Genomic DNA, 23,544 nt, shown 5'->3' on the forward strand with positions numbered 1-23,544 from the left:
CTACCGCTGCTGATCATTATTTATCAGCCAGTGTGCCGATCTGGCTGCTGCGTCGCAAGTATTGTGAGCGTGGGTATTGGTGCTGTGGGGCGTTTACCTTTGCAGGGCTATCTCAGTTACAATGCGCACCAACGTCTCTTGGGGTTAGGTTTCATGCCAGATATCGTCGTCATGTTTTTCCTGCTGGGCTTAGTGGCCGGTGTGGTTCGCTCCGATCTCAAAATTCCAAAAGCCGCCTATGACACCTTAAGCTTGCTGCTCATGCTCACCATCGGCTTGAAGGGCGGCATGGCGCTGTACGGCAATTTAGATGCAAGTTTATTGCCGGCTCTATTGACCTTTATGGCCATTGGTGGCTGTATTCCGCTCCTGCTGTTTCCGATCTTGCGTAAATTGGTCGGCTTAAATTTAGAAGACAGTGCCAGTATCGCCGCGCATTATGGTTCGGTCAGCGCCGGTACCTTCGCCGTGGCCTTGGCCTATGTGGAAGCGCGCGAATTAGCCTTCGCGCCAGAGGTGACCCTGTATCTCGTGGCCATGGAGCTACCGGCCATTATTGTCGGCCTGTTGCTGTATCGTCGCTTTCAAGTGTCTGGGCCAGTGCAGCCCACCATGGCGCAACTCTGGCACGAGGCCTTCACCAACCGCGGCGTTATTCTATTGCTCGGCGGCGTGATTATTGGCGTTATGTACGGCCCTATTCAGGGCGCTGCGGTCACCGATCTATACACAGGCGCCTTTAAGGCGGTGTTGGCGTTATTTTTATTGGAAATGGGTTTGGTGGCGGCGGAAACTCTGCGGCCTTTTCCTTGGCAGCAGTGGCGCTTGCTCGCGTTTGCGTTATTGGCGCCACCGGTATTGGCCATCGCCGGTATTGTGGCGGGCAAGCTGTTGGGCTTGTCGGAAGGCACCACGGTAATCCTTGCCAGTTTAACGGCAAGTGCCTCTTATATTGCGGCGCCAGCCGCCATCAAGGGCGCGATTCCCTCGGCCAATATTGGTTTGGCCATGCTGGCGTCCTTAGGTCTTACCTTTCCGCTCAATGTTATTTTCGGTATTGGTTTTTACCACACGCTCATTTTGCTGTAAGCGCATGTTGCGCTTGTGCGCGGGCCCAATCCTCTGGCGTGTTGATATTAAAAAACGCCTCGGGCCCGCAGCCGCTAAAATCCACTTGTATGCCGCCTAACTCATTGATCAATTGTTGCAATCGGCATTGATCTTGCGCCAGCGCTTGCTGTAACCGCGGTAAAAGATCTTTATGCCAAAGCCCGAATAGCGGGTGCATGCCGTGGCTATCGCTGGCCACGGCCAAGGGTGTTTTCACGCCCAAGCCTTGGCTGAGGCGGGTTACTAAATCTAGCGGGAAGAAGGGGGTGTCGGCGGCAATAGTCACTAGCCACTGCTCCGGCTGCTGCTGTAACCAGGTGAGGCCGGCGATGATACCGCTAATGGGCCCAGCGCTGGGCGGCATATCGGGCAGCATGGGCATGAGTGCTAGTGTTTTAAGCGCGTCGTTGAAGCGATCGAGTTGACCGTTGGCGTTTAGCGCCAGGACATTGACCTGTGGGCTGAGTCGATCCACGCAGCACTGTAGCAAGGTTTTGTTATCGAGGTTAAGCAAGCATTTGTCCGTTTTACCCATGCGCAGGCCTTGGCCACCGGCAACAATTAGCCCTGCGATGTTTTCTTTTTTCAGTGCCTTCATACCTACTTGTCTGCTCTGGCTGTTTTTCGCGCTTGATGGTTTTCGAGTGTCGGTCGTTTAACGACGGGTATCGTTCTATAATAGCGTTAAATGTTGCCGAGGCCGAGTGTCCTATGAATCTGGAAGATTTACGTCGAGATTATTTAATGGGCGGGCTAGATGAGAAAGATCTTGCTGCAAACCCCATTGCGCAATTTGAACTGTGGCTGCAGCAGGCCATCGAGCTGCAACTAAAAGACCCCACTGCGATGACTGTCGCTACGGTAGATGCGTCGGGTCAGCCGTCGCAGCGTATCGTTTTGCTCAAACATGTAGATGATGCAGGGTTTGTTTTTTTCACCAACTATGGCTCGCGCAAGGCCCGTGAATTAGCCGGTAACCACAAAATCAGTTTGCACTTTCCCTGGCATGACATCGAGCGGCAAGTGAAGGTGTGCGGTGTGGCAGAAAAAATAAGTGCCGTTGAATCGGCTAAATATTTTTTATCGCGGCCCAAGGAAAGCCAGTTGGCCGCTTGGGCCTCGCATCAAAGTCACCCTGTATCCACCCGTCAGATATTGATGCAGCAAGTGGCGCGTATGAAAGAAAAATTTGCCCACGGCGACATTCCAGCGCCGGATTTTTGGGGTGGTTTTCGCGTTGCGCCACATGAAATCGAATTTTGGCAGGGCGGAGCAAATCGGCTACACGATCGCTTTAGCTATCGGCGCACGGGCGAGCACTGGGTTATCGATCGCTTGGCGCCTTAGCGCCTCGACAATATTTTGTTCAAGCGCCTGCTCCATTAATGGGCGATGGTTGGGTTGCGCCAATGCTGACGTCCAAGTAACAAATGCTATTTCTATTACCAGTTGTGAGAGATCATGCAAGATAATCCCGTTTACCCTATCGGCCAGCCCCATCAGCCTTGGACAGAGGCAGAAAAAACACATTGGCGCGCGCAGCAACACAAGCGTCGTTCCTATCATGACGACGTTGTGACTCGCGTCGAAGCACTGGGCCAAGGTGTTCAGGTTGAACAGTATGGTCAGCTCGCGTACGAGGCAAACTCCTACCCCTTGTTAGCGTTAAAAATCGGTGTCTGGCGCGCTGAAAAACCAACCTGTTTGGTTACCGGCGGCGTGCACGGCTACGAGACCAGCGGGGTCTTGGGTGCACTGTATTTTGCCGAGCAGATTGCAGAGCAATACAGCGACAGTATTAATCTGTTGGTATTGCCCTGTATTAGCCCTTGGGGTTACGAAACCATTAACCGTTGGAACCCAATGGCAATTGACCCCAATCGCTCCTTTTTACCGAGCCGCTTAGCGGCTGAGTCGAATGCGGTGATGGATTATATCGCGGCAATGCCATGGCCCATTGCCCTGCATATCGATCTGCATGAAACCACAGATTCAGACAACGAAGAATTTCGCCCGGCGCTGGCCGCGCGCGACGGTGTGGTGAATAAGAATTGGAATATTCCCGATGGTTTTTACTTGGTGGCTTGCACCGATCGCCCACAACCGGCGTTTCAACAGGCTATCATTGCCGCAGTCGAGAAGGTGACCCATATTGCCGAAGCCGATGCAGAAAATAAATTGATTGGTGCGCCGCTGGAGCAGCGAGGTGTTATCAACTATGCGGCGAAAAAATTGGGTTTGTGCATGGGGCTAACGGATGCGCCTTTGGTAACAACCACCGAAGTCTATCCCGATAGCCCGCGCGCCACCGGTGAAAATTGTGTGCTCGCGCAAGTGGCGGCGGTTCGCGCCAGTTTGGATTATTTACTCGCGACTGCTAAGGCGTCAGGCTAGGTGGTTGGCTTGGTAGCAGATTCGGTAATTGGGGCTTGGCGATAGGCGTCGCCTCGACGTTGGGTGATTGCACCAACACCATGAGCACGCCTTTCTCCTCCCAAAGCGTTATCGTACAGCCCTTGGCGTAGCGCAGCACCGGTTGTTCATCCACATTAATGTTGCCGAGTTTGGCGAAGTCATCTGCTGTAAAGGCCGCCTGATACAAGCTCGTCAGCAAGCCACTGTCATCCTGTAAATACAATTGCGCGGCAGTCACACCCTGAATAGAGCTGTAGCGCCCGCCGAGCAGTTGGCGGTTTAGGCTCGGGAGTTGAATGCTGTTAACTAGGGTGAAATCTAATTCGCTAAATTGCTGATCTAGCTGCGCGAGATCTGGAGCTTGAAATTCGAGGGGGCGCTGCTGGATATGGTTGTCAACCGCTTCTTGGGCAATGGCAATAAACAGTTTTTCTTTTTGCCACGCTTGCCATTGGCTGTAGGCCATCAATGCCAACCCTAAAGCTAACATCAAGCTTGCGGCTATGGCTATATTCGACCAAGGCTTCCGGTTTGAAACTGGTGGGTAGAATTGCCCGTTGAGCGAGTCAACTTGCGCGGGTGTTAAATTCGGTTCGGCAATTTTTCCGCGCACGAGATCTTTTAACGTTTTTTTGATGTTGGGCTCTTTCATCTTGCTGCTCGCGCTATTTTCTTCTGTGCTGTTTTTTACGGTGCTGTTTTTCACGGCGCTGGGATCTGCGATGAGTGTTTGCTTTAATCGATGAATTTTTGCCAGCAGTGTGCCCTTGGGTATATTGAGTTCGTCGGCCGCTTCTTGCGCGCTAAAGCCTAGCCATGCCCATAAGTACAAAATATCTTTTTGCTCAGTGTTTAATGCCGGCCAAATGTTTGCAAAATCATCGGGTAACAGAGCCGTGTTTTCTAAACTGCTTTCATCCAGGCTGATAATATCGAGCTCGCTGTTTGCCGCCTTGTTTTGCTCGCCTTGTAGCAGTTCAGCTTGCGCGAGTTGACTCGGTTTCGGCTGGTTGGGCTCAAGCGTCTGCTTGTTTTTACCTGAACGATCGCATTGCAGGTTGCGCATTACTGTGCGCAGGTAAGCCACGGGTTCGACGATGCCCCTGCGCTTTATGCGCAGAAAGCGCTCTACTGATGCGTGTAAAAGCTCGAATGCATCGTTCCCATCGCCACACAGGGCTAGGCCATAGCGATAGAGTGATTGCCACTGTTCGTGAGTCAGGTTCAAGGGCTAATTCCGTTGTATTGTCTTTCGATGACAAACGCTGAGTGCTTACCCGTGGCATTGATGCACGGCCTTGGATGCACAGCGTAGGATCGACGGGATTGGTGTCATCTAGCTGGTAGTGGCGATACTTTGAGTGAAAACCGCACTTGGGTCAATGGCCAGTAAATGCGCTCAGAGTCGTAGATTGTTGCTTGACGCGGCATAATATTGGCATCGCTAAAGCGCGGGCAGCGCGCTATACCGTTTTCGCGCTTGTACTCATTGTTGTGTACTTTCTATCGCCTCTCTGTCCCTTTCCCTCCTTTCCATGTTGTACATCAGTGCTACACTGCTTGCGTTATGTTTTTTCTAAACTAAGACGGCTGTGATGAGTCTGGGATAATGCGCTCTAGCTTGGCCTTCACAGCATCGATAAAAGGAATCTTGGGATGACACAATTAAAGTCTTTGTTAGTTGGCTTATTAGCCGCAAGTTTTTCGGTCCTAGTACTCGCCGCAGATGATGTGACTAACCTTTGGTACAGCGAAAAGGGTTTGGCCGGGAAACAAGTGTTTCATAAAACCGGCGAGAACAGTTACGAAGGCCTGTTGGAAGTGGGTTGGAACAATCGCCGCTACAAAGTCGAAGAGCAGTTAAGCACCGATGACGACGACTACCTCGTCGCTTATAAGGCCAGCGGCACCACGGCCTTTGGTTCGAAAATTGAAGAAACCTTTGAGTGGACTGGCTCCCTCGCGCGCTGGAATAGCACCAAAGATGAAGGTGAAATGCTCGGCACACAAAAGCGTTTCTATGTGCCGGCCGATGGTTCGGCCAGTTTCAATATGATGGTGCGTGCCTTGTTGGCGGCACCGGAAAAAAGTATCGACCTACTACCCTCTGGCACTGCACACATCAGTAAATTACGCAGCGTTACGGTGAAAAACGGTAAAAAATCCCAACAGGTGCATTTATACGCTATCTCCGGTTTAGATTTTACCCCGAGCCTTAGTTGGCACGACGACGAGGGCATGTTCTTCGCGAAAGATTACAGCGGTTTTATGCGGGTGATTCGCGATGGCTACAGTTTGGATAATTTTAAGCAACTGGCGGACATTCAAACGCAAGCTGAAAGCGAGTACCTCGAAAAAATTGCCCAGCAATATGGCCATGTCACACCGCGACTTTTGATTAAGTCGGTCAATATCGCCGATGTGGAAAATAAAAAGCAGCTCAAGGGTATGGACGTGCTCGTTGAGCAAGGCGTTATCGCCGACATTGGCAAGAATTTAAAGGTGAGTGGCAGTTATAAAACCCTCTCGGGCAAAGGTAAAACCTTGATTCCTGGCCTGTGGGATATGCATGGCCACCTGTCGAAAAATGACGGCCTGTTAAATATCGCCGCAGGCGTTACCAGTGTGCGCGACATCGGCAATAATCACGACAACATCATGGCGCTGGATAAATTGTTTAGCAATGGCGGCTTGATCGGCCCAACGGTGTACCGCGCCGGTTTTATGGATCAGGAGAGTGAGTACTCGGCGGGCCTGTCGGTTAAATCGCTGGAGGAAGCGCTAGAAAAAGTGAATTGGTTTGCCGATAACGGCTACCTACAAGTAAAGCTATACAGTTCTATAGACCCGAACTGGGTTAAGCCTATCAGTGACAGTGCACACAACCGCGGTTTGCGTGTGAGTGGCCATATTCCGGCCTTTATGACAGCGGAGCAGGCGGTGAATAATGGCTATGATGAAATTCAGCACATCAATATGCTGTTCTTGAATTTTCTCGCTGGCACTGAAGTCGACACTCGGCAGCGCCTGCGCTTTTCGTTGGTGGGCGAAAAAGCCCATAGCTTGGATTTAAAAAGCCCGGAAGTGCGCGCATTTATCGACCTACTGAAAAGCAAGCAGGTGGTGGTCGATCCGACCGTGTCCACTTTTCGCAGCCTATTAGTGCGCGAAGATAAAAAAATTGATGCGGAGTTTTTACCGGTGGCCGAGCACTTACCGCCGGCGGTGGTGCGCTCGTTAAAAGGTGCGGAGATGCCGGTGCCGGCCGACCAGTGGGATGACTACCAAGCCAGCTCGGCGGCTATGCTAAAAATGGTCAAGCTGCTCTACGACAATGGTATAGGCATTGTGCCGGGCACGGACAATATTGCCGGCTTTACCTTGCAGCGCGAGTTGGAACTCTATGTGCAAGCGGGCATTCCCAGCATCGATGTTTTGCGCATCGCCAGCCTCGAGTGCGCCCGCTTAGTGGGTGCGGCCCATAAAACCGGTTCGGTTAGCGTGGGTAAACAGGCCGATATGTTATTAATTGAAGGCGACCCAATAAAGAACATCGCCGATATTCGCAAGGTGGCGCTGGTTATTAAAGGCCAGCAGATGTTTAAACCGAGCGAGCTGTATGGCGTTTTGGGGGTAAAGCCCTTTACCCCCTCGGTGACACTTTAGCGGCAAGGTGTTAAAAGGCCTGCGGGCCTTTTTTTATGGCCGCTAATTTTGAAACCTGTTGGGGCTTAGGATAGGCTGCCGGTTCAGACTAACAGGAGCGTGCCATGACCACCCAGATCAACAATATGCAAGGCATTGATTTACCCGCCTTTGGCGATGCCGACGCGATGGTGTTGGGCGAGCTAGCCGCGCCCGAGCTTCGCCCCGGCGAGGTTTTGATTAGCGTCCAGGCCGCGGGTGTGAATCGCCCAGACATAGTACAACGCGCAGGCTTTTATCCCGCGCCCGCAGGGCACTCGCCCATTCTCGGTTTGGAGGTGGCGGGGCGCGTGATTGGCGTGGGCGAGGGTGTTCAGGGTTGGTCCCTTGGCGACGAGGTGTGTGCATTAACTAACGGTGGCGGCTATGCCGAACAGGTGAGTGTGCCGGCCGGGCAATGCCTACCCAAGCCCAAAAACTTGAGCTTTGCCGAAGCGGGGGCCCTACCGGAAACCTTGTTTACCGTGTGGGGCAATCTGTTCCAGCGCGCCGGGCTTAAGGCCGGAGAAACCTTACTGATACACGGCGGCAGCAGCGGCATCGGCACCACCGCCATTCAGTTAGCCAAGGCGCGCGGGGTTCGCGTGTTTGTTACTGCTGGCTCCCAGACCAAGTGCGAGGCCTGCAGTGCCTTGGGTGCCGAGCAGGCGATAAATTATCGCGAGCAAGATTTTGTTGCAGAAATCTTAAGCGCCACCGAGGGGCGTGGGGTAGATGTGATTTTAGATATGGTGGGCGGCGATTATGTGGCGAAAAATATTAAACTGGCGGCGCTCGAAGGTCGTATTGTGAACATCGCTTTTTTGCAGGGTGCTCAGGTTGATATAAACCTGTTGCCGGTGATGCTTAAGCGCCTAACGTTAACCGGCTCGACCTTGCGCGCCCAGTCGAATGAGGCCAAAGCAGAGATTGCCCGCGCCTTGCTGTCAGAGGTGTGGCCGCTGCTCGAGTCAGGTAGAATTGCGCCGCAGATGGCGGCAACATTTCCCTTGGCTAAGGTGGCAGATGCCCATCGGCTAATGGAATCGAGCGCCCATATTGGTAAAATTGTTTTAACACTTAATTAAATCTATTGAGGTTGTTTGTGGAAAAGTTTATTGAAACGATGATGTACCGTTCGCGCTGGCTCTTGGCACCTATTTATTTGGGTTTAAGCCTCGCCTTGTTCGCACTTTGTATTATGTTTTTCCGCGAAATGTTTCACCTTTTGTGGGATATCGGCACCATAAAAGAAACCGATATGGTGTTGTTGATTTTGGGTCTGATCGACCTGGCCATGGTGGGTGGCTTGTTAGTGATGGTGATGATGAGTGGTTACGAAAATTTTGTGTCGCAATTGGATATTGCCGAAGACGAAGAGAAGTTGGGCTGGCTCGGCAAGATGGACTCATCCTCGCTAAAGGCAAAAATTGCCGCCAGTATCGTGGCTATTTCGTCCATTCATTTGTTAAAGATATTCATGGGCGCAACCAATTACAGCAATGACCATTTGATGTGGTATGTGATTATTCACATGACCTTCGTGGTGTCGGCCTTCGCTATGGGCTACCTCGATAAACTCACCAAGCACTGATGCTGAGTTTCAATCACTTTAACCTTCGGGTGCCTGTGCATCGGTTAGATGCGGTGCTGAATTTTTATGGCCAAGTGTTCGATTGGCGCGAGGGCTTTCGGCCGCTGTCCAATTCCGACGGACGTTGGCTGTATCAAGGCGACCTGCCACTCGTTCACCTGTCGATTGTTAGCGAGGCGGAGGCCGAACAGCTGGCCGCGCGCGGCAGTGGCTATTTAGATCACCTCGCCTTTCACACAGATACTATGGCGGCGTTAAAAGCTCGGCTCGATAAATTCAGTATCGAATATTCCGAGGTTAAACTCGAGCGCACTGGGCTCACGCAAGTGTTTTTTTTCGACCCCATGGGTTTACGCTTGGAAGTTAACGGCTAATCGAATACGAACGGAAAACGATTAATAGGAAGGTGGCATGGCTAAACCCTTGGACGGTGTTCGGGTAATAGAAATGGGGCAGCTACTCGCTGGCCCATTTACCGGTTGCCTGTTGGCCTATTTCGGCGCGGAGGTGATAAAAATCGAGCCACCGGAAGGTGGCGATCCGCTGCGCGGTTGGCGCCAGTTGGATGACACTGGAACTTCCTTTTGGTGGCGCTCGCTCGGGCGCAATAAAAAATCTGTCACCCTCGATTTACGTCAAACAGCGGGCCAGGTATTGGCGGCGCGATTAATTGATGGCGCCGATGTATTGGTAGAAAATTTTCGCCCCGGGGTGATGGAAAAGTGGGGCCTAAGCCCGGACGCGGTGAAAGCGCGCAATCCCAAGTTGGTGTACGCGCGCATTTCCGGCTTCGGTCAAACCGGCCCCTATGCGCATAAACCCGGTTTTGCCTCCGTGTGCGAGGGCATGAGTGGCTTTCGCTATGTTAATGGTTTTCCCGATCAAGCGCCGGTGCGGCCCAATCTTTCCATTGGCGATACCATTGCCGGCCTGCATGCCGCTTTCGGTATTGCCCTGGCCTTACTGGCGCAAAAGCAAACCGGCGTTGGTCAGGTGGTGGATGTGTCGTTAATCGAGTCCATGTTTAATTTAATGGAGGGCATAGTGCCGGAGTTTTCCGGTGCCGGTGTGATTCGCGAGCCGGCCGGCACTACGGTCACCGGTATTGTGCCCACCAATACCTACCGCTGTCACAACGGCAAATATGTTGTGATTGGTGGCAATGGCGACTCTATTTTTAAACGCTTAATGACCGCCATTGGTCGCGCCGATATGGCCAATAATGCGGCCATGGCCAATAACGCTGGCCGCGTTGTGCATCAAGTCGAGATTGATAACGCTATCGCCGCTTGGTGTTTAGCACAGAGTTCGGATCAAGTGATTGCGCAACTCGAAGCTGAGCGAGTGCCGGTTGGGCCTATCTACAGTGTGGCCGACCAATTTGCCGATCCGCATTTTCAAGCGCGCGGATTATTCGAGCGAGTTGAGATTAATGGCAAGCCCTTAGACATTCCCGCTCTGATGCCAAAGTTGACGCAAACGCCGGGTTCGACAGAGTGGCCGGGTGGAGCAGTGGGTAGTCATAATCAAGCCGTGTTGGGTGAGCTTTTAGGTTTGTCTGAGGGGCAACTAGCCACCTTAAAAGCCGATGGCGTTATTGCTTAACGGGCGACTTACCGTTTTTGCCAAACATTATGTTGACCATAAAAAAACCGGGTAAATTAGCCCGGTTTTTCTATGTTATTTATACGCTTGGCTTAGTTCAAACCGCGACGCTCAAGCAGTGGTGCAATATTTGGCTCGGCGCCACGGAAGGTTTTGAATATGCTCATGGCATCTTCACTGCCGCCGCGAGACAGCAAGGTGGCGCGGAAGTGGTCGCCATTCGCGCGCGTGAGGCCGCCATTTTCGTTAAACCATTTCACCGTGTCGGCATCCAAGACTTCACTCCAAATATAGGCGTAATAGCCGGCTGCATAGCCGCCCATAATGTGTGAGAAGTAAGTCGAACGATAGCGCGGTGGCACGGTATCCATTTTCGCTCCGGCCTTGGTCAGCGCCTTGGCTTCGAAGTCGAGGACTTTGTCGGCCGCGGGCACTTGCTCGGGCGTTAGTTGATGCCAAGCTTGATCTAATAATGACGCCGCAAGGTATTCAGTGGTAGCAAAGCCCTGATTGAATTTATCAGCCGCTAATACCTTGTCGAGCAATTCTTTGGGCATGGCTTCGCCAGTTTGATAATGCTTGGCATAATTGGCCAATACTTCAGGCCAGGTGGCCCACATTTCGTTCACCTGTGACGGATACTCAACGAAATCGCGCGGCACTGAGGTGCCGGCGAAGTAGGGGTAGTTCACGTTAGAGAACATGCCGTGCAGCGCATGACCAAATTCATGGAACATGGTGTTGGCTTCGTCAAAGGTCAACAGGGTGGGTTCGCCGGCCGGTGGTTTTGGAATATTCTGATGATTGGCAACCACGGGCTTGGCGTTGGTTAGTTTGTTTTGCGCAACATAGGCGTTCATCCAGGCACCACCGCGCTTAGAGGCGCGCGAATAGGGGTCGAAGATAAACAGCGCTAAGGTATCGCCGTTGGCTTCAAACACTTCGAAAATGCGTACATCTTCGTGATAAGTGGGCAGGTCTTTGCGCTCTTTAAAGGTGATGCCGTAAAGCTTTTCAGCGGCGAAAAACACACCTTTCTGCAATACGTTGTCAATTTCGAAGTAGGGCTTTAGCTGATCGGCGTCGAAATTGTAGCGCTCTGCACGCACTTTTTCTGAGTAGAAAGCCCAGTCCCAAGAGGCAATCTGAAACTTGCCGCCCTCGGCATTGGCCTTCTTCTGTAAGTCCGCTTGTTCGCGCTGGGCGTTGGCAACGGCTTTTGGCGTTAAGGTGGCTAAGCGCTTGTTAACTGCTTCGGTGGTGAGTGCGGTTTGGTTTTCGAGGCTGTAGGCCGCGTGATTGGCGTAGCCCAAAAGCTGAGCGCGTTGGGCGCGCAGTTTTGCCACGTTGGCAAGCACGGCGCGGTTATCGAATTCGCCGCCATGGCTGCCGCGAGCCAATGATGCTGTATGAATACGCTCGCGTAGGTCGCGGTTAGTCAGCGACGATAAGGTGGGTTGACCGCTGGTGTTTTGCAAGGCAATAACATATTTACCTTCCATGCCACGGGCTTTAGCTTCTTCCGCTGCACCGGCAATGACGTTGTCCGATAAGCCTGCAAGTTCGTCTTTTGATTCCACCACGATAGCCGAGGCGTTCACCTCTTTTAATACGTTTTGGCTGAACTGAGTTTGCAGGCTTGCCAATTCCGCGTTAAAGGCTTTGAGTTTTTCTTTATCCTCGGCGCTGAGGTTGGCACCGGCGCGCACGAAGTCACGGTAGTAAATTTCAACTAAACGCAGGGATTCTGGATCGAGGTTTAAGTCAGCGCGCTGTTGGTAAATGGCTTTTACCCGCTGAAACAATTTCTCGTTCAACAGAATGGCATCTTGGTGCGCCGATAATTTTGGCGCCATGTCGCTGCGGATGGCTTCCAAAGTATCGTTGGTGTTGGCCGAGGTCATGGCGAAAAATACATTGGCGACGCGGGTTAAAATGTCGCCAGTTTTTTCCATCGCCACGAAAGTGTTTTCAAAGCTAGGCGCTTCTGGGTTGTTGGCGATGGCATCCATTTCGGCTAACTGATCGGCCATGCCGCGTTCGAATGCCGGTGCGTAATCGCTATCTTTGATTTTATCGAAGGGAGGCAATTTGAAATATAAATTACTCTCTGCGAAAAACGGGTTGCTGGTTTGAGTTTCGGCCGCAGACGCGGTGGTCTCAGGCTTCGTCATTGTCTGTTCTGCCTGTTTGGCGTCGTCGTTGCTGCAAGCGGTGCTGAGCAGGGCCAGGGTAATAGCCATGACGAGAGGTGATCGGGAAAGCATGGTTGGAGTCCTCTTTCTATTTATGTCTTATTGGTTTTAGGTAAAGCTTGTGTCTGCCTATGGGTGCTATGCCTACCAATGGCTGAGTCTCTATCTAAATAGCCGAGCCAGTAGAGCCTATTAACAGACGACTGGTAGCGCACAAACCGCATTCGTTTCACCGGCCGCAGGCCTCTACTGGTCGAATAGATCACAAACTGGGCAAATGTTTGGCAAAAAAGCGCGCTTGATTGCCGCCCATGACCTTGGCGATGGTGCTTTCGCTCATGCCGAGGTCGACCAGCGCCTGGGTCAACTCTAGCAGTTGACTGCTGTCGAAGCCGGTGGTGACCGAGCCATCGTAGTCTGAACCCAGTGCCACCGCGTCTTCGCCGACAAGGTTAACGGCGGCTTGAATGGCGTTAGCAACGCCCTTGGGCGAGTCGTCACACACGGCGCCGCGCCAAAAGCCGATGCCAATCAGGCCGCCCTTTGCGGCGATACTTTGCATCAGGGTGTCGGGAATATTGCGCTCATTCGGGCAGTGGCTATAGATTCCTGTGTGGCTCACGATTAGCGCCTGGGTGTTCAGTGCGAGCACATCGCGCACTACCTGTTCAGACGAGTGGGCCACGTCGATCATGATGCCGAGGCGGGTCATTTCTTGCACCGCGGCGCGGCCAAATTCGGTTAAGCCCGCATGACTGACGCCGTGCAGGGAGCCGCCTAATTGGTTGTCGAAAAAATGCTGCAAACTCATCATCCGAAAGCCGGCTTGATACAGCCGCTCAATATTGGCGAGCTCGCCGTCCAGTGCGTGCGAGCCCTCGGTGCCCAAAATCGCACCCATGGGTTTAGTTTTTGTGGCCGCAGCGCGATCGGCCTGCAGTGCCGCTAAATCGGCCTGATTCTTTATGATGCGCACTGTGTCGGGCGCTCGCTCGGCGAATTTGTGTAATCGGTCGCTCTGGTGCAGTGCGCGGGCGGTCAGGCTGCCCCAGGTGTTCATGGGCCAGCCCTGTATTAGCGCCAGCAGGGTAATGTTGTCGCGGCTGTGGGCGCTATTTTCATGGTAATTCAGGCCTGCCGGTGACTTGGTCACGGTGGTAAACATTTGCAGTGCCACATTGCCCTCCTGCATACGTGGGAAGTCCACCTGACCGTAATCGCTTCTGATCAAAAGGTCTCTGTGCCAAAGCAAGGAGTCGGCGTGTAAATCGGCGATAAAAAGCGATGCGTGCAAGGCTTTGGTGGCGTCGGATATCCCTTGTGCGGGGGCGTGCTTAACTTGATTCATGCGCCTTTCCGCCAATTCTGGGCCAAAAAGACGCAGTAGGACTGCTGCCGCAAGGACGAGCAGGATAAGCGTGGCTAGGGAAATTTTGAGTATTTTTAGCACTGTGTCGGTCCTCGGTTGGGCGGCGTCGATGCGATTATTGCTTTTATCGGCGCCGCTCGGCGCTGGCGCTGAACGCACCATAGCCTTGAACGGGCGCTTGGCTCAAGTGTTCTCGCTTGAGCTTCATTCGGCTCAGCACAGTTTGTTAAACCAGTGCTTGATTCACATCATATAAGCTTCTAAACTTTCAGAAATTATTGAAACTTTAGAAGTTAATGCCTATGAATGACCCACAAATGCGCGACGTGGTGCTGCACTTTGGCGAAATGGCCAGTCGCTGGGGCTTTAACCGCTCGGTCGGCCAAGTGCTGGCCGCCATCGTCTTTACCGAACAGCCCTTAAGTGCCGATGAGATTAGCGATCAGCTGGGCATCTCGCGCGGCAACGTCAGTATGGCGGCGAAAGAGCTGCAAAGTTGGCGGCTGATTCGCGTACACAGAGAACCTGGTGATCGCAAAGATTACTACTGTCCCAATGGCAGCTTGTGGGACATGGCTCAGCAGGTGCTAAGCGAGCGGCGCAAGCGCGAAGTGGACCCAACCCTGAGTGTATTGCGTGCGCAGTTAATGCAGCGCGATGGCCAGCAAGTCGATTATGCCGGTACAAAAATGCAGGAAATTCACGATTTGCTCGAGCTGTTCACCCATTGGATGGACGATGTACAGCGCATGAACCCCGAACATTTAATGGCGCTGTTAAAACTCGGCGCCGGTGTTGGCAAGGTATTGGAGATGAAAGACAAGCTGCTCAATAAATCCCGTTGAACGCGTTAACGTTGCAGAGGTAGCCATGCAAGAAGTAGTAGATTCAACCCTCATGTTGTCGCGCATGCAGTTTGCGCTCAATATCAGTTTTCACATCTTGTTCCCGTCCATCACCATCGCGCTGGCCTGGTTACTGTTTTATTTCAAACTGCAATTTCAACGCACAAACCACCCGGTGTGGATGCGCGTCTACCGCTTCTGGGTAAAAATTTTCGCGCTCACCTTCGCCATAGGCGTTGTTACCGGCATTACCATGAGCTTCCAGTTTGGCACTAACTGGCCCTTGTTCATGGAGCGTGTGGGTAATATTGCCGGGCCTTTGTTGGGTTACGAAGTGCTTACAGCGTTTTTTCTAGAGGCGACTTTTTTAGGCATCATGTTATTCGGCATTAATCGCGTGCCGGTTTGGATGCACACGCTGGCGACCTTTCTTGTAGCCTTCGGCACCAGCATGTCGGCCTTTTGGATTATTGCACTGAATTCCTGGATGCAAACGCCCGCGGGCTTTGTGATGGAAAACGGCGTCGCCATGCCGGAGAGTTGGTTGGCGATTATTTTTAACCCGTCTATGCCTTACCGCTTAACCCATGTGCTACTGGCATCGTTTTTAACCGCCAGTTTTTTCGTCGCCGGAATTTCGGCCTATCGATTGCTTAAAGGCGATACCAAAAAAGCACCTAAGCTGGCGTTGAAAACGGCGTTGGTATTGGCCGCTATCGTGGCGCCTTTGCAAATGTTGGTGGGCGATTTACACGGGCTTAATACCCTTGAGCATCAGCCACAAAAAATAGCCGCCATGGAAGGGGTGTGGGAAACTGAAAAAGCGGTACCGCTGCTGTTGTTTGCCTGGCCCGATGAAGACAGCCGCTCCAATAAATTTGAGTTAGGCATCCCTTCACTGGCGAGCCTGATTCTCACCCACGACAGCCAAGGGGAAATTAAGGGCTTGAATGAATTTTCAGAACACCCACCAGTAAAGCCGCTATTTTTTGGTTTCCGCATTATGGTGGCAGTGGGCGTGTTGATGTTAGCTACTGCATGGCTAGGCGTGTATTACCTAGTGCGGAAAAAACAATTTCCCAAGTGGTTTTTACAAGGCTTGTTTGCCCTGACCTTTTCCGGCTGGGTGGCAACCTTGGCCGGTTGGTATGTGACAGAAATGGGCCGTCAGCCGTGGTTAGTGAGTGGATTACTTAAAACCGCCGATGCCGTAACCCTACAGCCGGCAGCTAACGTCGCCTTGTCGTTAAGCCTCTATATATTGGTGTACGCGCTATTAATGTGGGCCTATTTACACACCATTTTTTACATGGCAAAAAAATCGGTGCAAGTTGAAGAGTTCGAAACCCACAGCTTGCAGGAAATGGAACAAAACCCCGCACTCGTGGAGGTCGCGCAATGAATTTATCCGCTGATACCTTGGCCTATATTTTTTTAGGATTGCTGGGTTTAACTGTGCTTATTTATGCCGTACTGGATGGTTACGATCTTGGCGTTGGTATTTTACTGCCCATGGAAAACCTTGAGCAGCGCAACCAAATGATCGCCTCCATTGGCCCATTTTGGGATGCCAATGAAACCTGGTTGGTATTGGCGGTAGGCATACTGCTTATCGCCTTTCCCAAAGCGCATAGTTTGGTGCTATTTGAGTTGTACTTACCGGCGGTGATGTTACTGATTGGCTTGATTCTGCGCGGCGTTGCCTTCGATTTACGTGCCAAGGCCATTACCAATCACCAGCGCGCCTGGGACTGGGCATTTAAATTGGGTTCACTCACGGCGGCGCTAGCGCAGGGTTATATGTTAGGGCGCTATGTCACTGGCTTTGAACCCGGCTGGGCGGCGCTAGGGTTTGCCGCCTTGAGTGCTGTGTGTGTGGCGGCCGCCTATGTGTATATTGGCAGCGCTTGGTTAATTATGAAAACTGAAGACGCATTACAAGTGCGTGCACTGGGTTGGATTCGCCTCGCTGGTGCGTTGACGTTGTTGGGTTTACTGTTTGTGTCGTTGATTAACCTAACCTCTAATCGCGAAGTGGTCGCGCGTTGGTTTTCTTTCCCAGGTTGGTGCTTGTTACTGGCTATTCCCGCCTTGGGTTGGCTCTGTCTCTATTGGATCGAGCGCTCAGTCAAGCAACTTTACGACGGCGACGACAGCAAAGCGCGCCGGCCTTTTTTTGGTGTAGTGACACTATTTCTACTCAGCTTCCTAGCCTTAGGTTTTAGCTATTTCCCCTACGTGGTGCCCGGCCAGCTGTTGGCCACAGAGGCCGCCAGCGCCAAAGCATCGTTGGAATTTATCTTGGTGGGCGTGGTGATTGTGTTGCCTGTGATTATTGGCTACACCATTTTTTCTTATCGGGTTTTTTGGGGTAAGTCGACGGATTTGCATTATTACTAGTGTTGAGAGTAGCAATTTAAGGTTTAGGGCATGAGAGGGAATCGGCTAGTGCAGGAAGTGCGAAAGTTCTGTGATTACGTGCACGACCGACCGGCCCCTAGCGGCGTCGATGTGCATTGCGGGCTTAAGCATTTTGCCATTATTACTTACGCTGTACCCGCCTGTCGTTTCGATGGGCTTTTTCCAGAAAGATTTAAATTGGATAGGGTCGAGTTAGGTGGTGAAGCGATGGGGTTAATCTCTGTTGTACCGTTTATCGATGTCGACTTCACCTCCGCAGTATTGCCTTTTCCAAAATTCACCATGGGGCAAACCAATTACCGCATTTACATTATCGATCAACAAACTGGCGAGCGCTGCGTTTGGTTCTTGGGCACCACGCTAGATTCATGGGCGTTAATGGTGCCACGGTATCTGTGGAATCTCCCATGGCACGCAGGCGAGGTGCAGTTTGATTGCGACTTCGAGGCGGCGACGCAGCGCTACAAGCGCTATAACATGCAGACAAAATCCAGTTGGGCGAGCGCCTCAGTGGAGTTGAGCCAATCCGCATCGGATAGGTTTAGCTTTCCTGGTTTCCCCGATACAGAGAGTGCCTTAGTGTACCTAACCCATCCGCTGGCCGGCTTTTATTTTCGTCGCGATGGTAAGTTAGGTACCTATCGCGTATGGCATAAGCGCTTAGACGTTAAACCAGCGGCATTAGTGTCGGCACGGTTTAATTTATTGGATGAGCTAGGTATTGTGCCTTTTTCTGAGCAAGCTAAAGCTTATAGTGTGCTTATTGAACCGTTAAATGAGTTTACGATTTATTTACCGCCGAAAATTATTGGTTGATAGCCTAGGGAACCTCTGAATAACTCTGGTACCGCTCTGCGTGAACTGTAGCGGTCAGCCGCAAGGCGAGTTTCGCAGCTAATGGCCGTAGCCCTTAGCAAGAAGCCAGAGCGGCACCAGAGTTATTCAGAGGTTCCCTAGGTTTATGTGGCTTCTAACTCGGCTGGATGCAAACAGGACCCAGTAATATCTGGAGCCGCAGTTTCCGTCGAGGAAAAGTTAATCATACGCGCGGGTCGGAAGTTGGGCCGAAACGGGTGCCGATAGTTGGGGAGTCATTATTAAGATAAAAATCAATGGCTGCCATGGACGTAAAAAGGTAAATCCGTACACTGTTGATGGGGAAACAGGAAACAGGAAACAGAAAGCACTAGCGCTTTCCCTGTAAGTGTCTGTGGCGCATTAGGCAGCCTTAATCCTGCTGTTAGCTGGGGGCTGCCATCTGCTTAGCGATTAGCGTTAAATATTACTGCCCTGTTGCTCTCGCTTAATTTTTTTCACATCCTCATCGCCCATCAAAATATCTTGGTAGCTGCCGCCGGCGGGAATCATCGGGTAGACGTTTTCTTCGCGCGCCACAATGACATCCAACAAATAAGGTTCATCGGGGTTGGCCAGCATGCGTGCGAAAGCCGTCGCCAAATCTTCTTTACGCACCACGCGTTCATTCTTCACGCGGTAGCCGTCGGCGATGGCGAGGAAATTTGGGTAGATGTCCACGTCATCCTCGGCTTTTACTTGCGTTAAGGGGTCGGAGAGCGACGAGCCGGCGCGGTGTTTGTTGTAAATCATGTCTTGCCATTGGCGCACCATGCCGAGCCATTGGTTATTGATAATTACCACTTTCACACCGAGTTTAAAGCGGTGGCAGGTAGCGAGTTCGTGCACAGTCATGTTGAGCGAGCCGTCGCCGTCTATGTCGATCACCGTGCGCTCGGGGAAGGCCGCTTTCGCGCCGATCGCAGCGGGTAAGCCATAACCCATGGTGCCGAAACCCGAGCTGCTTAAAAACGCTTTCGGTTGGCTCGATTGGTAGTGTTGCATGGCCCACATCTGGTGCTGGCCAACGCCGAGGCTAACGATGGCCTCGCCCTTAGTGATGTCAGACAGTAAGCCGATGGCGAACTGTGACGTGATGGTGTTGCGCTCGGGCGCGGGGTAGGGCCACTGCTGTTTCCACAGGCTGATTTGTTCCGTCCAAGGTCTATGGCTAACTGCTTGGCAATTGGCCAATAGCTGTTCCAGCGCGAGTTTGATATCGGCGCACACGGGCAGGGTGACGTCTTTGTTCTTGTTCAGTTCGTCGCGATCGATATCGATGTGAATGATGCGCCCGTGCTTAATAAACTCGCTCACCTTGCCGGTCACGCGGTCGTCGAAACGCACGCCGGCGGCGATGACTAAATCTGCCTCATTGATCGCCACGTTGGCGTATTTACTGCCGTGCATACCCAAGGTGTGTAATGCCAGTGGGTGCGCGGGCGGAAAGCCGCCGTGGCCCATGAGCGTGGTGGTGACCGGAATCTGGGCTTTTTCGGCCAGTTGTAATAATAGATTGTGGGCATTGGCGGAGATGACGCCGCCGCCGGCGTAAATTATCGGGCGCTCGGCTTCGCTTAACAGCCGCAGCGCTTGCTCCAGTTGGTTGTCGGTCATACCGGTGGCGGCCGCTTCCGGCGGCTCAATCACCGCCGGGATTCTCGGCGGCGTGTAATTACCCTCTGGGTCGCGCGGAAAATGCTGCTGAATATCCTTGGGTATGTCGATCAGCACCGGCCCCGGCCTGCGCCCGCCGGCGAGCAGGAAACTCTCGCGCACAATTTCGGGGATGTCGGTGACCCGGCTGACCAGGTAATTCTTTTTGGTGATGGGCCTGGTCACCGCCACGATATCCACTTCCTGAAACGCGTTTTTGCCCAGCAAATGGCTGGGCACATTGCCGGTGATGCAGACGATGGCGACCGAGTCGCTCATGGCGTCGGCAATGCCGGTGACTAAATTGGTGGCGCCTGGGCCAGAGGTGGCGAGGCACACGCCGACTTTACCGGTTACCCGGGCGTAGCCTTGGGCGGCGTGCACGGCGCCTTGTTCGTGCTCGGTGCGAATACAGCGAATGCCGAACTCAGATAGCACATCAAAAATTTCTAAGTTGGCGCCGCCCGGGTAGCCAAACAGCAAGTCCACACCCTCGGCCTGCAGTGCCTTGGCCAGCAGTTGCGCACCGCGCAAGGCGCCAGGGCGCTGGCTCTCGATAATGTCGGTAATCGCGCCCCCGGTTACGGTTCCTTTATTGGCGTAAGTGACATTATCGACGGGGTGGTTACTCATGACCGAATCTCCTTGATGGGGTCTGGCTTTAAACGCAGCGTTTGCTGGCAGTAGCATACAACGTCTCGGGCGCCGAACCCCACAAAGGCATTTTGGTCATCTGGGTGGGTGGAGTATGAAGTGTTATTTCAGTCATAAGAATCGCGACTATTATGCAGATTCACTTTCTCTGAGCTATACCTAGTAGACCCATACATAAGTCTAAGGTGGCTAGGTGCCGGCTATTAGATACAAACCAAATCATAGGGGGTGTATGGGCCACTTAATTCAGGGAGAGCGCCATGGCTAACCATATTTTTATTCTGGCATCTGTGATGCTAATCGCCGGTGTGTTCGGCGGGCTTATTAATTTCTATCAAATGAACCAAGGCGACAGCGACCCGGCAAGTCTGCCGCGCTGCATTGTCATGGGTGTAGGCGCTGCCTTCCTCGTGCCGGTGGTCTTGAACTTGGTCAACAGCGATTTGGTGCTGGAGATACAGGGCGACCCATCGCGGCTGTTGATTTACACCGGTTACTGTTTGATTGCCGCGGTGGCCTCACGGCTCGTGATTGTGAATATGGGCGAGCGCATTTTGCGCGAGGCCACACAAGCGCGCATTTTGTCCGATAACGTGCACCACGACCTGCGCATGATGCAGGAAGAGTTGCTGCCTTTGATCGCCACAGAAACTGAGCAAGACCCTGAATCCGATGGCAACCAAGGCCCCTTGGAAATGGAGGGCGAGTTGGATGTGACCTCAGCCAAGGTATTGAAAACCTTGGGCCGTGGTCGCTATATATTCCGCTCTATCGCCGGTCTTTGCCACGAAGCCAGCGCCGATGAAACCACTATGTCGAAAACCTTAAATGTGCTGGTTGCGCGCAACCTCGCCGGTAAAGTCAGCGGTGCTAAAGGTGTGCGTTGGTACGTTACGGAAAAAGGCCGCCGTGTCATGGATATGATTGCCTAAACCCGTGTTTACAGCCTTAGGTCTTAAGAGTTTACTGCTATGAAATTATCGGTGCTGGTTGCCGCATTTATGTTCTTCTCTGTTGCTGCGGATTGGGCGCAGGCGCAATCCGATGTGGCGACGGAGAAGGCTGATGTGCGGGTGATCATCGATATTTCTGGCAGTATGAAACAAAACGACCCAGACAATTTGCGCCGCCCGGCGCTAGATTTATTGGTCAAGTTAATTCCCGAAGGCAGTAGGGCCGGTGTTTGGACCTTCGGCCAGTACGTCAATATGCTTGTGCCGCTAAATGAAGTGGATGGCGCCTGGCGCCAAGAGGCTGCTAAAAAAGTGGAAGAGGTTAACTCCGTTGGCCTGTTTACCAATATCGGCGGCGCCCTTGAACGCGCGGCGAAAGATGGCGGCAAACCGCAGCCAGGTTACCGCACCAGCATTATTTTACTCACCGATGGCATGGTGGATATTTCCCGCGAGCCAGACGATAACGCCAAAGAGTGGCGGCGCATTGTCGATAAGGTTCTGCCCTCACTAAAAGGCGAGAACTACAAAATTCACACGGTGGCGCTGTCGGCTAATGCCGATACGGAGTTGATGAACGCGCTGTCGCTGGGTACCGACGGCATAGTTGCCGTTGCCAACAGCGCCGAACAGTTGCCGAAAATATTTTTACGCATGCTGGAGCAGTCGGCGCCCGCCGACGAGGTGCCGTTATCTGAAAATAAGTTTTTAGTCGACTCGAGTATCGAAGAGTTTACTGCGCTTATTTTTAGAGCTGTGCCCGAGCAGCAAACCCAATTACTTTCACCCGATAAAAAATATTATCAAGCCGACACTAAAGATAAATATTTAACCTGGTATCGCGCCGCCGATCACGATCTCGTCACGATTAAGCACCCGATCGAGGGCGAGTGGTTGGTGCGGGCGGATTTAGACCCGGAAAGCAAAATCACCATCGTTACCGATTTAAAAATACTCGTTAAACCTATGCCAAACAATTTGTTTGAAGGCGAGGCGGCAACTTTGCAATTTTTGCTGCAAGACAAGGGCAAAACCTTAAGCGATGCGCGCTTTCTGCGCTTGCTCAATATCAACGCCGAACTTTTACAGGGCGATAAGCTTATTTGGTCGGAAAAAATATCCGATCAATTGCCGCCGGGCGATGGTATCTATCGGCGCGAGATAACCCAGTTTGCCGGCGAAGGCGATTACCAGTTGCGCGTACAATTGGACGGCAAGAGTTTTAGCCGGGAAATATCGCATCGCATCGCCGTGCGCGCGCCCTTTGCCGTGGAGTTGCTCAGCCCCAGTAGTAGCGAGCGACTAGTGCGGGTGCGCGCTAATGGCCAGAGTTTAGACCGGGCTAAAACCGTGGTGGTGGCTAAGGTCAAAGAGCCCAGTGGCCGGTCGAGCATTCAGCCGCTGCAACTCAGCCAATCCGATAGTTGGGAATTATTACTAGCGCCCGACCAAGACGGAACTTATGTGATCGACCTGCGCATAAGTGCGGTGGACACAAAAAATCAAAGTTTTGAACACCAGCCAGAAGCCATTAGCTTCACCTATCCAGATGGGGCTAGCCCCTTTGTAGAGCCTGAAATTGCAAAGGTCGAGCCGCAGGCAGCAGCACCAGAGCCTGAGCCGGACAAGGTTGAGGTATCCGCAGGTGAGCCAGAGGTTGAGCCTGAAACCCCTCCGAAAGCGGAGTCGACCAACTGGCTACTTTACGGCGCCCTAGGTTTCGGCAATCTGTTGATTTTAGCGCTTGCCTATTTCGCCTACCGGACCCTAATGGGCGGCAAAAAGGTGGCACCAGAGGACCTGGACTTAGAAGCAGAATCCGATACCGAGCCAGAACTTGATGCCTCTGCAACCGATACTGATGCAAATCCGCCACTGGAAGATTTAGGTGGTATGGAAGATTTAGGCGGTATGGATGACGTGGATGAGGCCATGGCCGCTATCGATATCGAAAGTGATGACGCGGCTGATGAGCTTGCCGATACCGACGACACCCCAGAGTTCTCCCTCGACGATCTTGCGCCGAGCAAGGATGACGACGATACCAAGTAGCCCGCTTGCGTATGCCCCTTATTAATATTAGAATATTCTAAATTAATATTTCCTAATGACAGCTGATGGCCTCAGCTGTCATGTCTCGTGATGCATGACTCGCATCGCAATCGTTAATATGAATATGTTTAGCTAA

19 protein-coding genes are annotated in these 23,544 nt (G+C 52.4%); 14 read left to right on the forward strand and 5 right to left on the reverse strand.

Translation table 11 applies throughout. The features are described from left to right. The first annotated feature begins 63 nt into the window (after window positions 1–63). The gene (locus tag QWY82_RS09505; RefSeq protein ID WP_290261668.1) at window positions 64–1,089 is read left to right on the forward strand and encodes a sodium-dependent bicarbonate transport family permease; all 1,026 of its coding nucleotides are present in this window, start codon (window positions 64–66) and stop codon (window positions 1,087–1,089) included. On the opposite strand, the gene mobA is transcribed toward QWY82_RS09505, so the two are convergent. Further along, the gene (gene mobA / locus QWY82_RS09510; RefSeq protein WP_290261669.1) at window positions 1,076–1,708 is read right to left on the reverse strand and encodes a molybdenum cofactor guanylyltransferase MobA; all 633 of its coding nucleotides are present in this window, start codon (window positions 1,706–1,708) and stop codon (window positions 1,076–1,078) included. The two genes, QWY82_RS09505 and mobA, sit on opposite strands and share 14 nt — an antisense overlap. A gap of 113 nt (window positions 1,709–1,821) precedes the next feature. On the opposite strand from mobA, the gene pdxH reads away from it, so the two are divergent. Continuing rightward, the gene (gene pdxH / locus QWY82_RS09515; RefSeq protein WP_290261670.1) at window positions 1,822–2,457 is read left to right on the forward strand and encodes a pyridoxamine 5'-phosphate oxidase; all 636 of its coding nucleotides are present in this window, start codon (window positions 1,822–1,824) and stop codon (window positions 2,455–2,457) included. Between the two features lie 114 nt (window positions 2,458–2,571). Further along, entirely contained in the window at window positions 2,572–3,504 is a 933-nt protein-coding gene (locus QWY82_RS09520; RefSeq protein ID WP_290261671.1) for a M14 family metallopeptidase, read from the forward strand. Here QWY82_RS09520 and QWY82_RS09525 read toward each other — a convergent pair. Beyond that, window positions 3,488–4,753, reverse strand: coding sequence for an RNA polymerase sigma factor (locus QWY82_RS09525; protein ID WP_290261672.1), 1,266 nt, complete (start codon window positions 4,751–4,753; stop codon window positions 3,488–3,490). The two genes, QWY82_RS09520 and QWY82_RS09525, sit on opposite strands and share 17 nt — an antisense overlap. Before the next feature lie 428 nt (window positions 4,754–5,181). Here QWY82_RS09525 and QWY82_RS09530 point away from each other — a divergent pair, with 428 nt between their 5' ends. The 5 genes from QWY82_RS09530 to QWY82_RS09550 all read left to right on the forward strand — a co-directional run bounded on the left by QWY82_RS09530 (window position 5,182) and on the right by QWY82_RS09550 (window position 10,408). Continuing rightward, window positions 5,182–7,191 (forward strand): amidohydrolase family protein, encoded by a 2,010-nt coding sequence (locus QWY82_RS09530; RefSeq protein WP_290261673.1) that lies wholly within the window; start codon window positions 5,182–5,184, stop codon window positions 7,189–7,191. A gap of 104 nt (window positions 7,192–7,295) precedes the next feature. Further along, window positions 7,296–8,297: an NAD(P)H-quinone oxidoreductase gene (locus QWY82_RS09535; RefSeq protein WP_435431469.1), complete on the forward strand. Its 1,002-nt coding sequence runs from the start codon at window positions 7,296–7,298 to the stop codon at window positions 8,295–8,297. A 17-nt stretch (window positions 8,298–8,314) separates the two neighbouring features. Then, window positions 8,315–8,803 carry a TIGR00645 family protein gene (locus QWY82_RS09540; RefSeq protein WP_290261674.1) on the forward strand — a complete coding sequence of 163 codons (489 nt, stop codon included), beginning with the start codon at window positions 8,315–8,317 and terminating at the stop codon, window positions 8,801–8,803. Next, complete coding sequence (locus QWY82_RS09545; RefSeq protein WP_290261675.1) at window positions 8,803–9,177, forward strand: VOC family protein; 375 nt, start codon at window positions 8,803–8,805, stop codon at window positions 9,175–9,177. The genes QWY82_RS09540 and QWY82_RS09545 overlap by 1 nt, the downstream gene beginning before the upstream one ends. A gap of 37 nt (window positions 9,178–9,214) precedes the next feature. After that, entirely contained in the window at window positions 9,215–10,408 is a 1,194-nt protein-coding gene (locus QWY82_RS09550; protein ID WP_290261676.1) for a CaiB/BaiF CoA transferase family protein, read from the forward strand. A gap of 92 nt (window positions 10,409–10,500) precedes the next feature. Here QWY82_RS09550 and QWY82_RS09555 read toward each other — a convergent pair whose 3' ends face one another. Then, the gene (locus QWY82_RS09555) at window positions 10,501–12,675 is read right to left on the reverse strand and encodes a M3 family metallopeptidase (protein ID WP_290261677.1); all 2,175 of its coding nucleotides are present in this window, start codon (window positions 12,673–12,675) and stop codon (window positions 10,501–10,503) included. Window positions 12,676–12,865: 190 nt separating this feature from the next. Next, complete coding sequence (locus QWY82_RS09560) at window positions 12,866–13,951, reverse strand: dipeptidase (protein WP_290261678.1); 1,086 nt, start codon at window positions 13,949–13,951, stop codon at window positions 12,866–12,868. Window positions 13,952–14,274: 323 nt separating this feature from the next. Between QWY82_RS09560 and QWY82_RS09565 the strand changes: the two genes are divergently transcribed. The 4 genes from QWY82_RS09565 to QWY82_RS09580 are packed head-to-tail and all read left to right on the forward strand — an operon-like array spanning window position 14,275 to window position 18,054. Beyond that, window positions 14,275–14,817 (forward strand): GbsR/MarR family transcriptional regulator, encoded by a 543-nt coding sequence (locus tag QWY82_RS09565; RefSeq protein ID WP_290261679.1) that lies wholly within the window; start codon window positions 14,275–14,277, stop codon window positions 14,815–14,817. 25 nt (window positions 14,818–14,842) lie between these two features. After that, window positions 14,843–16,219 carry a cytochrome ubiquinol oxidase subunit I gene (locus QWY82_RS09570; RefSeq protein ID WP_290261681.1) on the forward strand — a complete coding sequence of 459 codons (1,377 nt, stop codon included), beginning with the start codon at window positions 14,843–14,845 and terminating at the stop codon, window positions 16,217–16,219. Further along, window positions 16,216–17,217 carry a cytochrome d ubiquinol oxidase subunit II gene (locus QWY82_RS09575; RefSeq protein ID WP_290261683.1) on the forward strand — a complete coding sequence of 334 codons (1,002 nt, stop codon included), beginning with the start codon at window positions 16,216–16,218 and terminating at the stop codon, window positions 17,215–17,217. Before QWY82_RS09570 ends, QWY82_RS09575 begins: the two co-directional genes overlap by 4 nt. Window positions 17,218–17,247: 30 nt before the next feature. Beyond that, window positions 17,248–18,054, forward strand: coding sequence for a DUF2071 domain-containing protein (locus QWY82_RS09580; RefSeq protein WP_290261684.1), 807 nt, complete (start codon window positions 17,248–17,250; stop codon window positions 18,052–18,054). A 459-nt stretch (window positions 18,055–18,513) separates the two neighbouring features. On the opposite strand, the gene ilvB is transcribed toward QWY82_RS09580, so the two are convergent. Next, complete coding sequence (ilvB, locus tag QWY82_RS09585; RefSeq protein WP_290261685.1) at window positions 18,514–20,382, reverse strand: biosynthetic-type acetolactate synthase large subunit; 1,869 nt, start codon at window positions 20,380–20,382, stop codon at window positions 18,514–18,516. 281 nt (window positions 20,383–20,663) lie between these two features. Between ilvB and QWY82_RS09590 the strand changes: the two genes are divergently transcribed. Both QWY82_RS09590 and QWY82_RS09595 read left to right on the forward strand, forming a co-directional pair. Beyond that, window positions 20,664–21,335 carry a YEATS-associated helix-containing protein gene (locus QWY82_RS09590; protein ID WP_290261687.1) on the forward strand — a complete coding sequence of 224 codons (672 nt, stop codon included), beginning with the start codon at window positions 20,664–20,666 and terminating at the stop codon, window positions 21,333–21,335. Between the two features lie 39 nt (window positions 21,336–21,374). Next, the gene (locus QWY82_RS09595) at window positions 21,375–23,408 is read left to right on the forward strand and encodes a VWA domain-containing protein (protein WP_290261688.1); all 2,034 of its coding nucleotides are present in this window, start codon (window positions 21,375–21,377) and stop codon (window positions 23,406–23,408) included. Window positions 23,409–23,544: the final 136 nt, after the last annotated feature.

This window comes from Simiduia curdlanivorans (assembly GCF_030409605.1).
GTDB classification, from domain to species: domain Bacteria; phylum Pseudomonadota; class Gammaproteobacteria; order Pseudomonadales; family Cellvibrionaceae; genus Simiduia; species Simiduia curdlanivorans.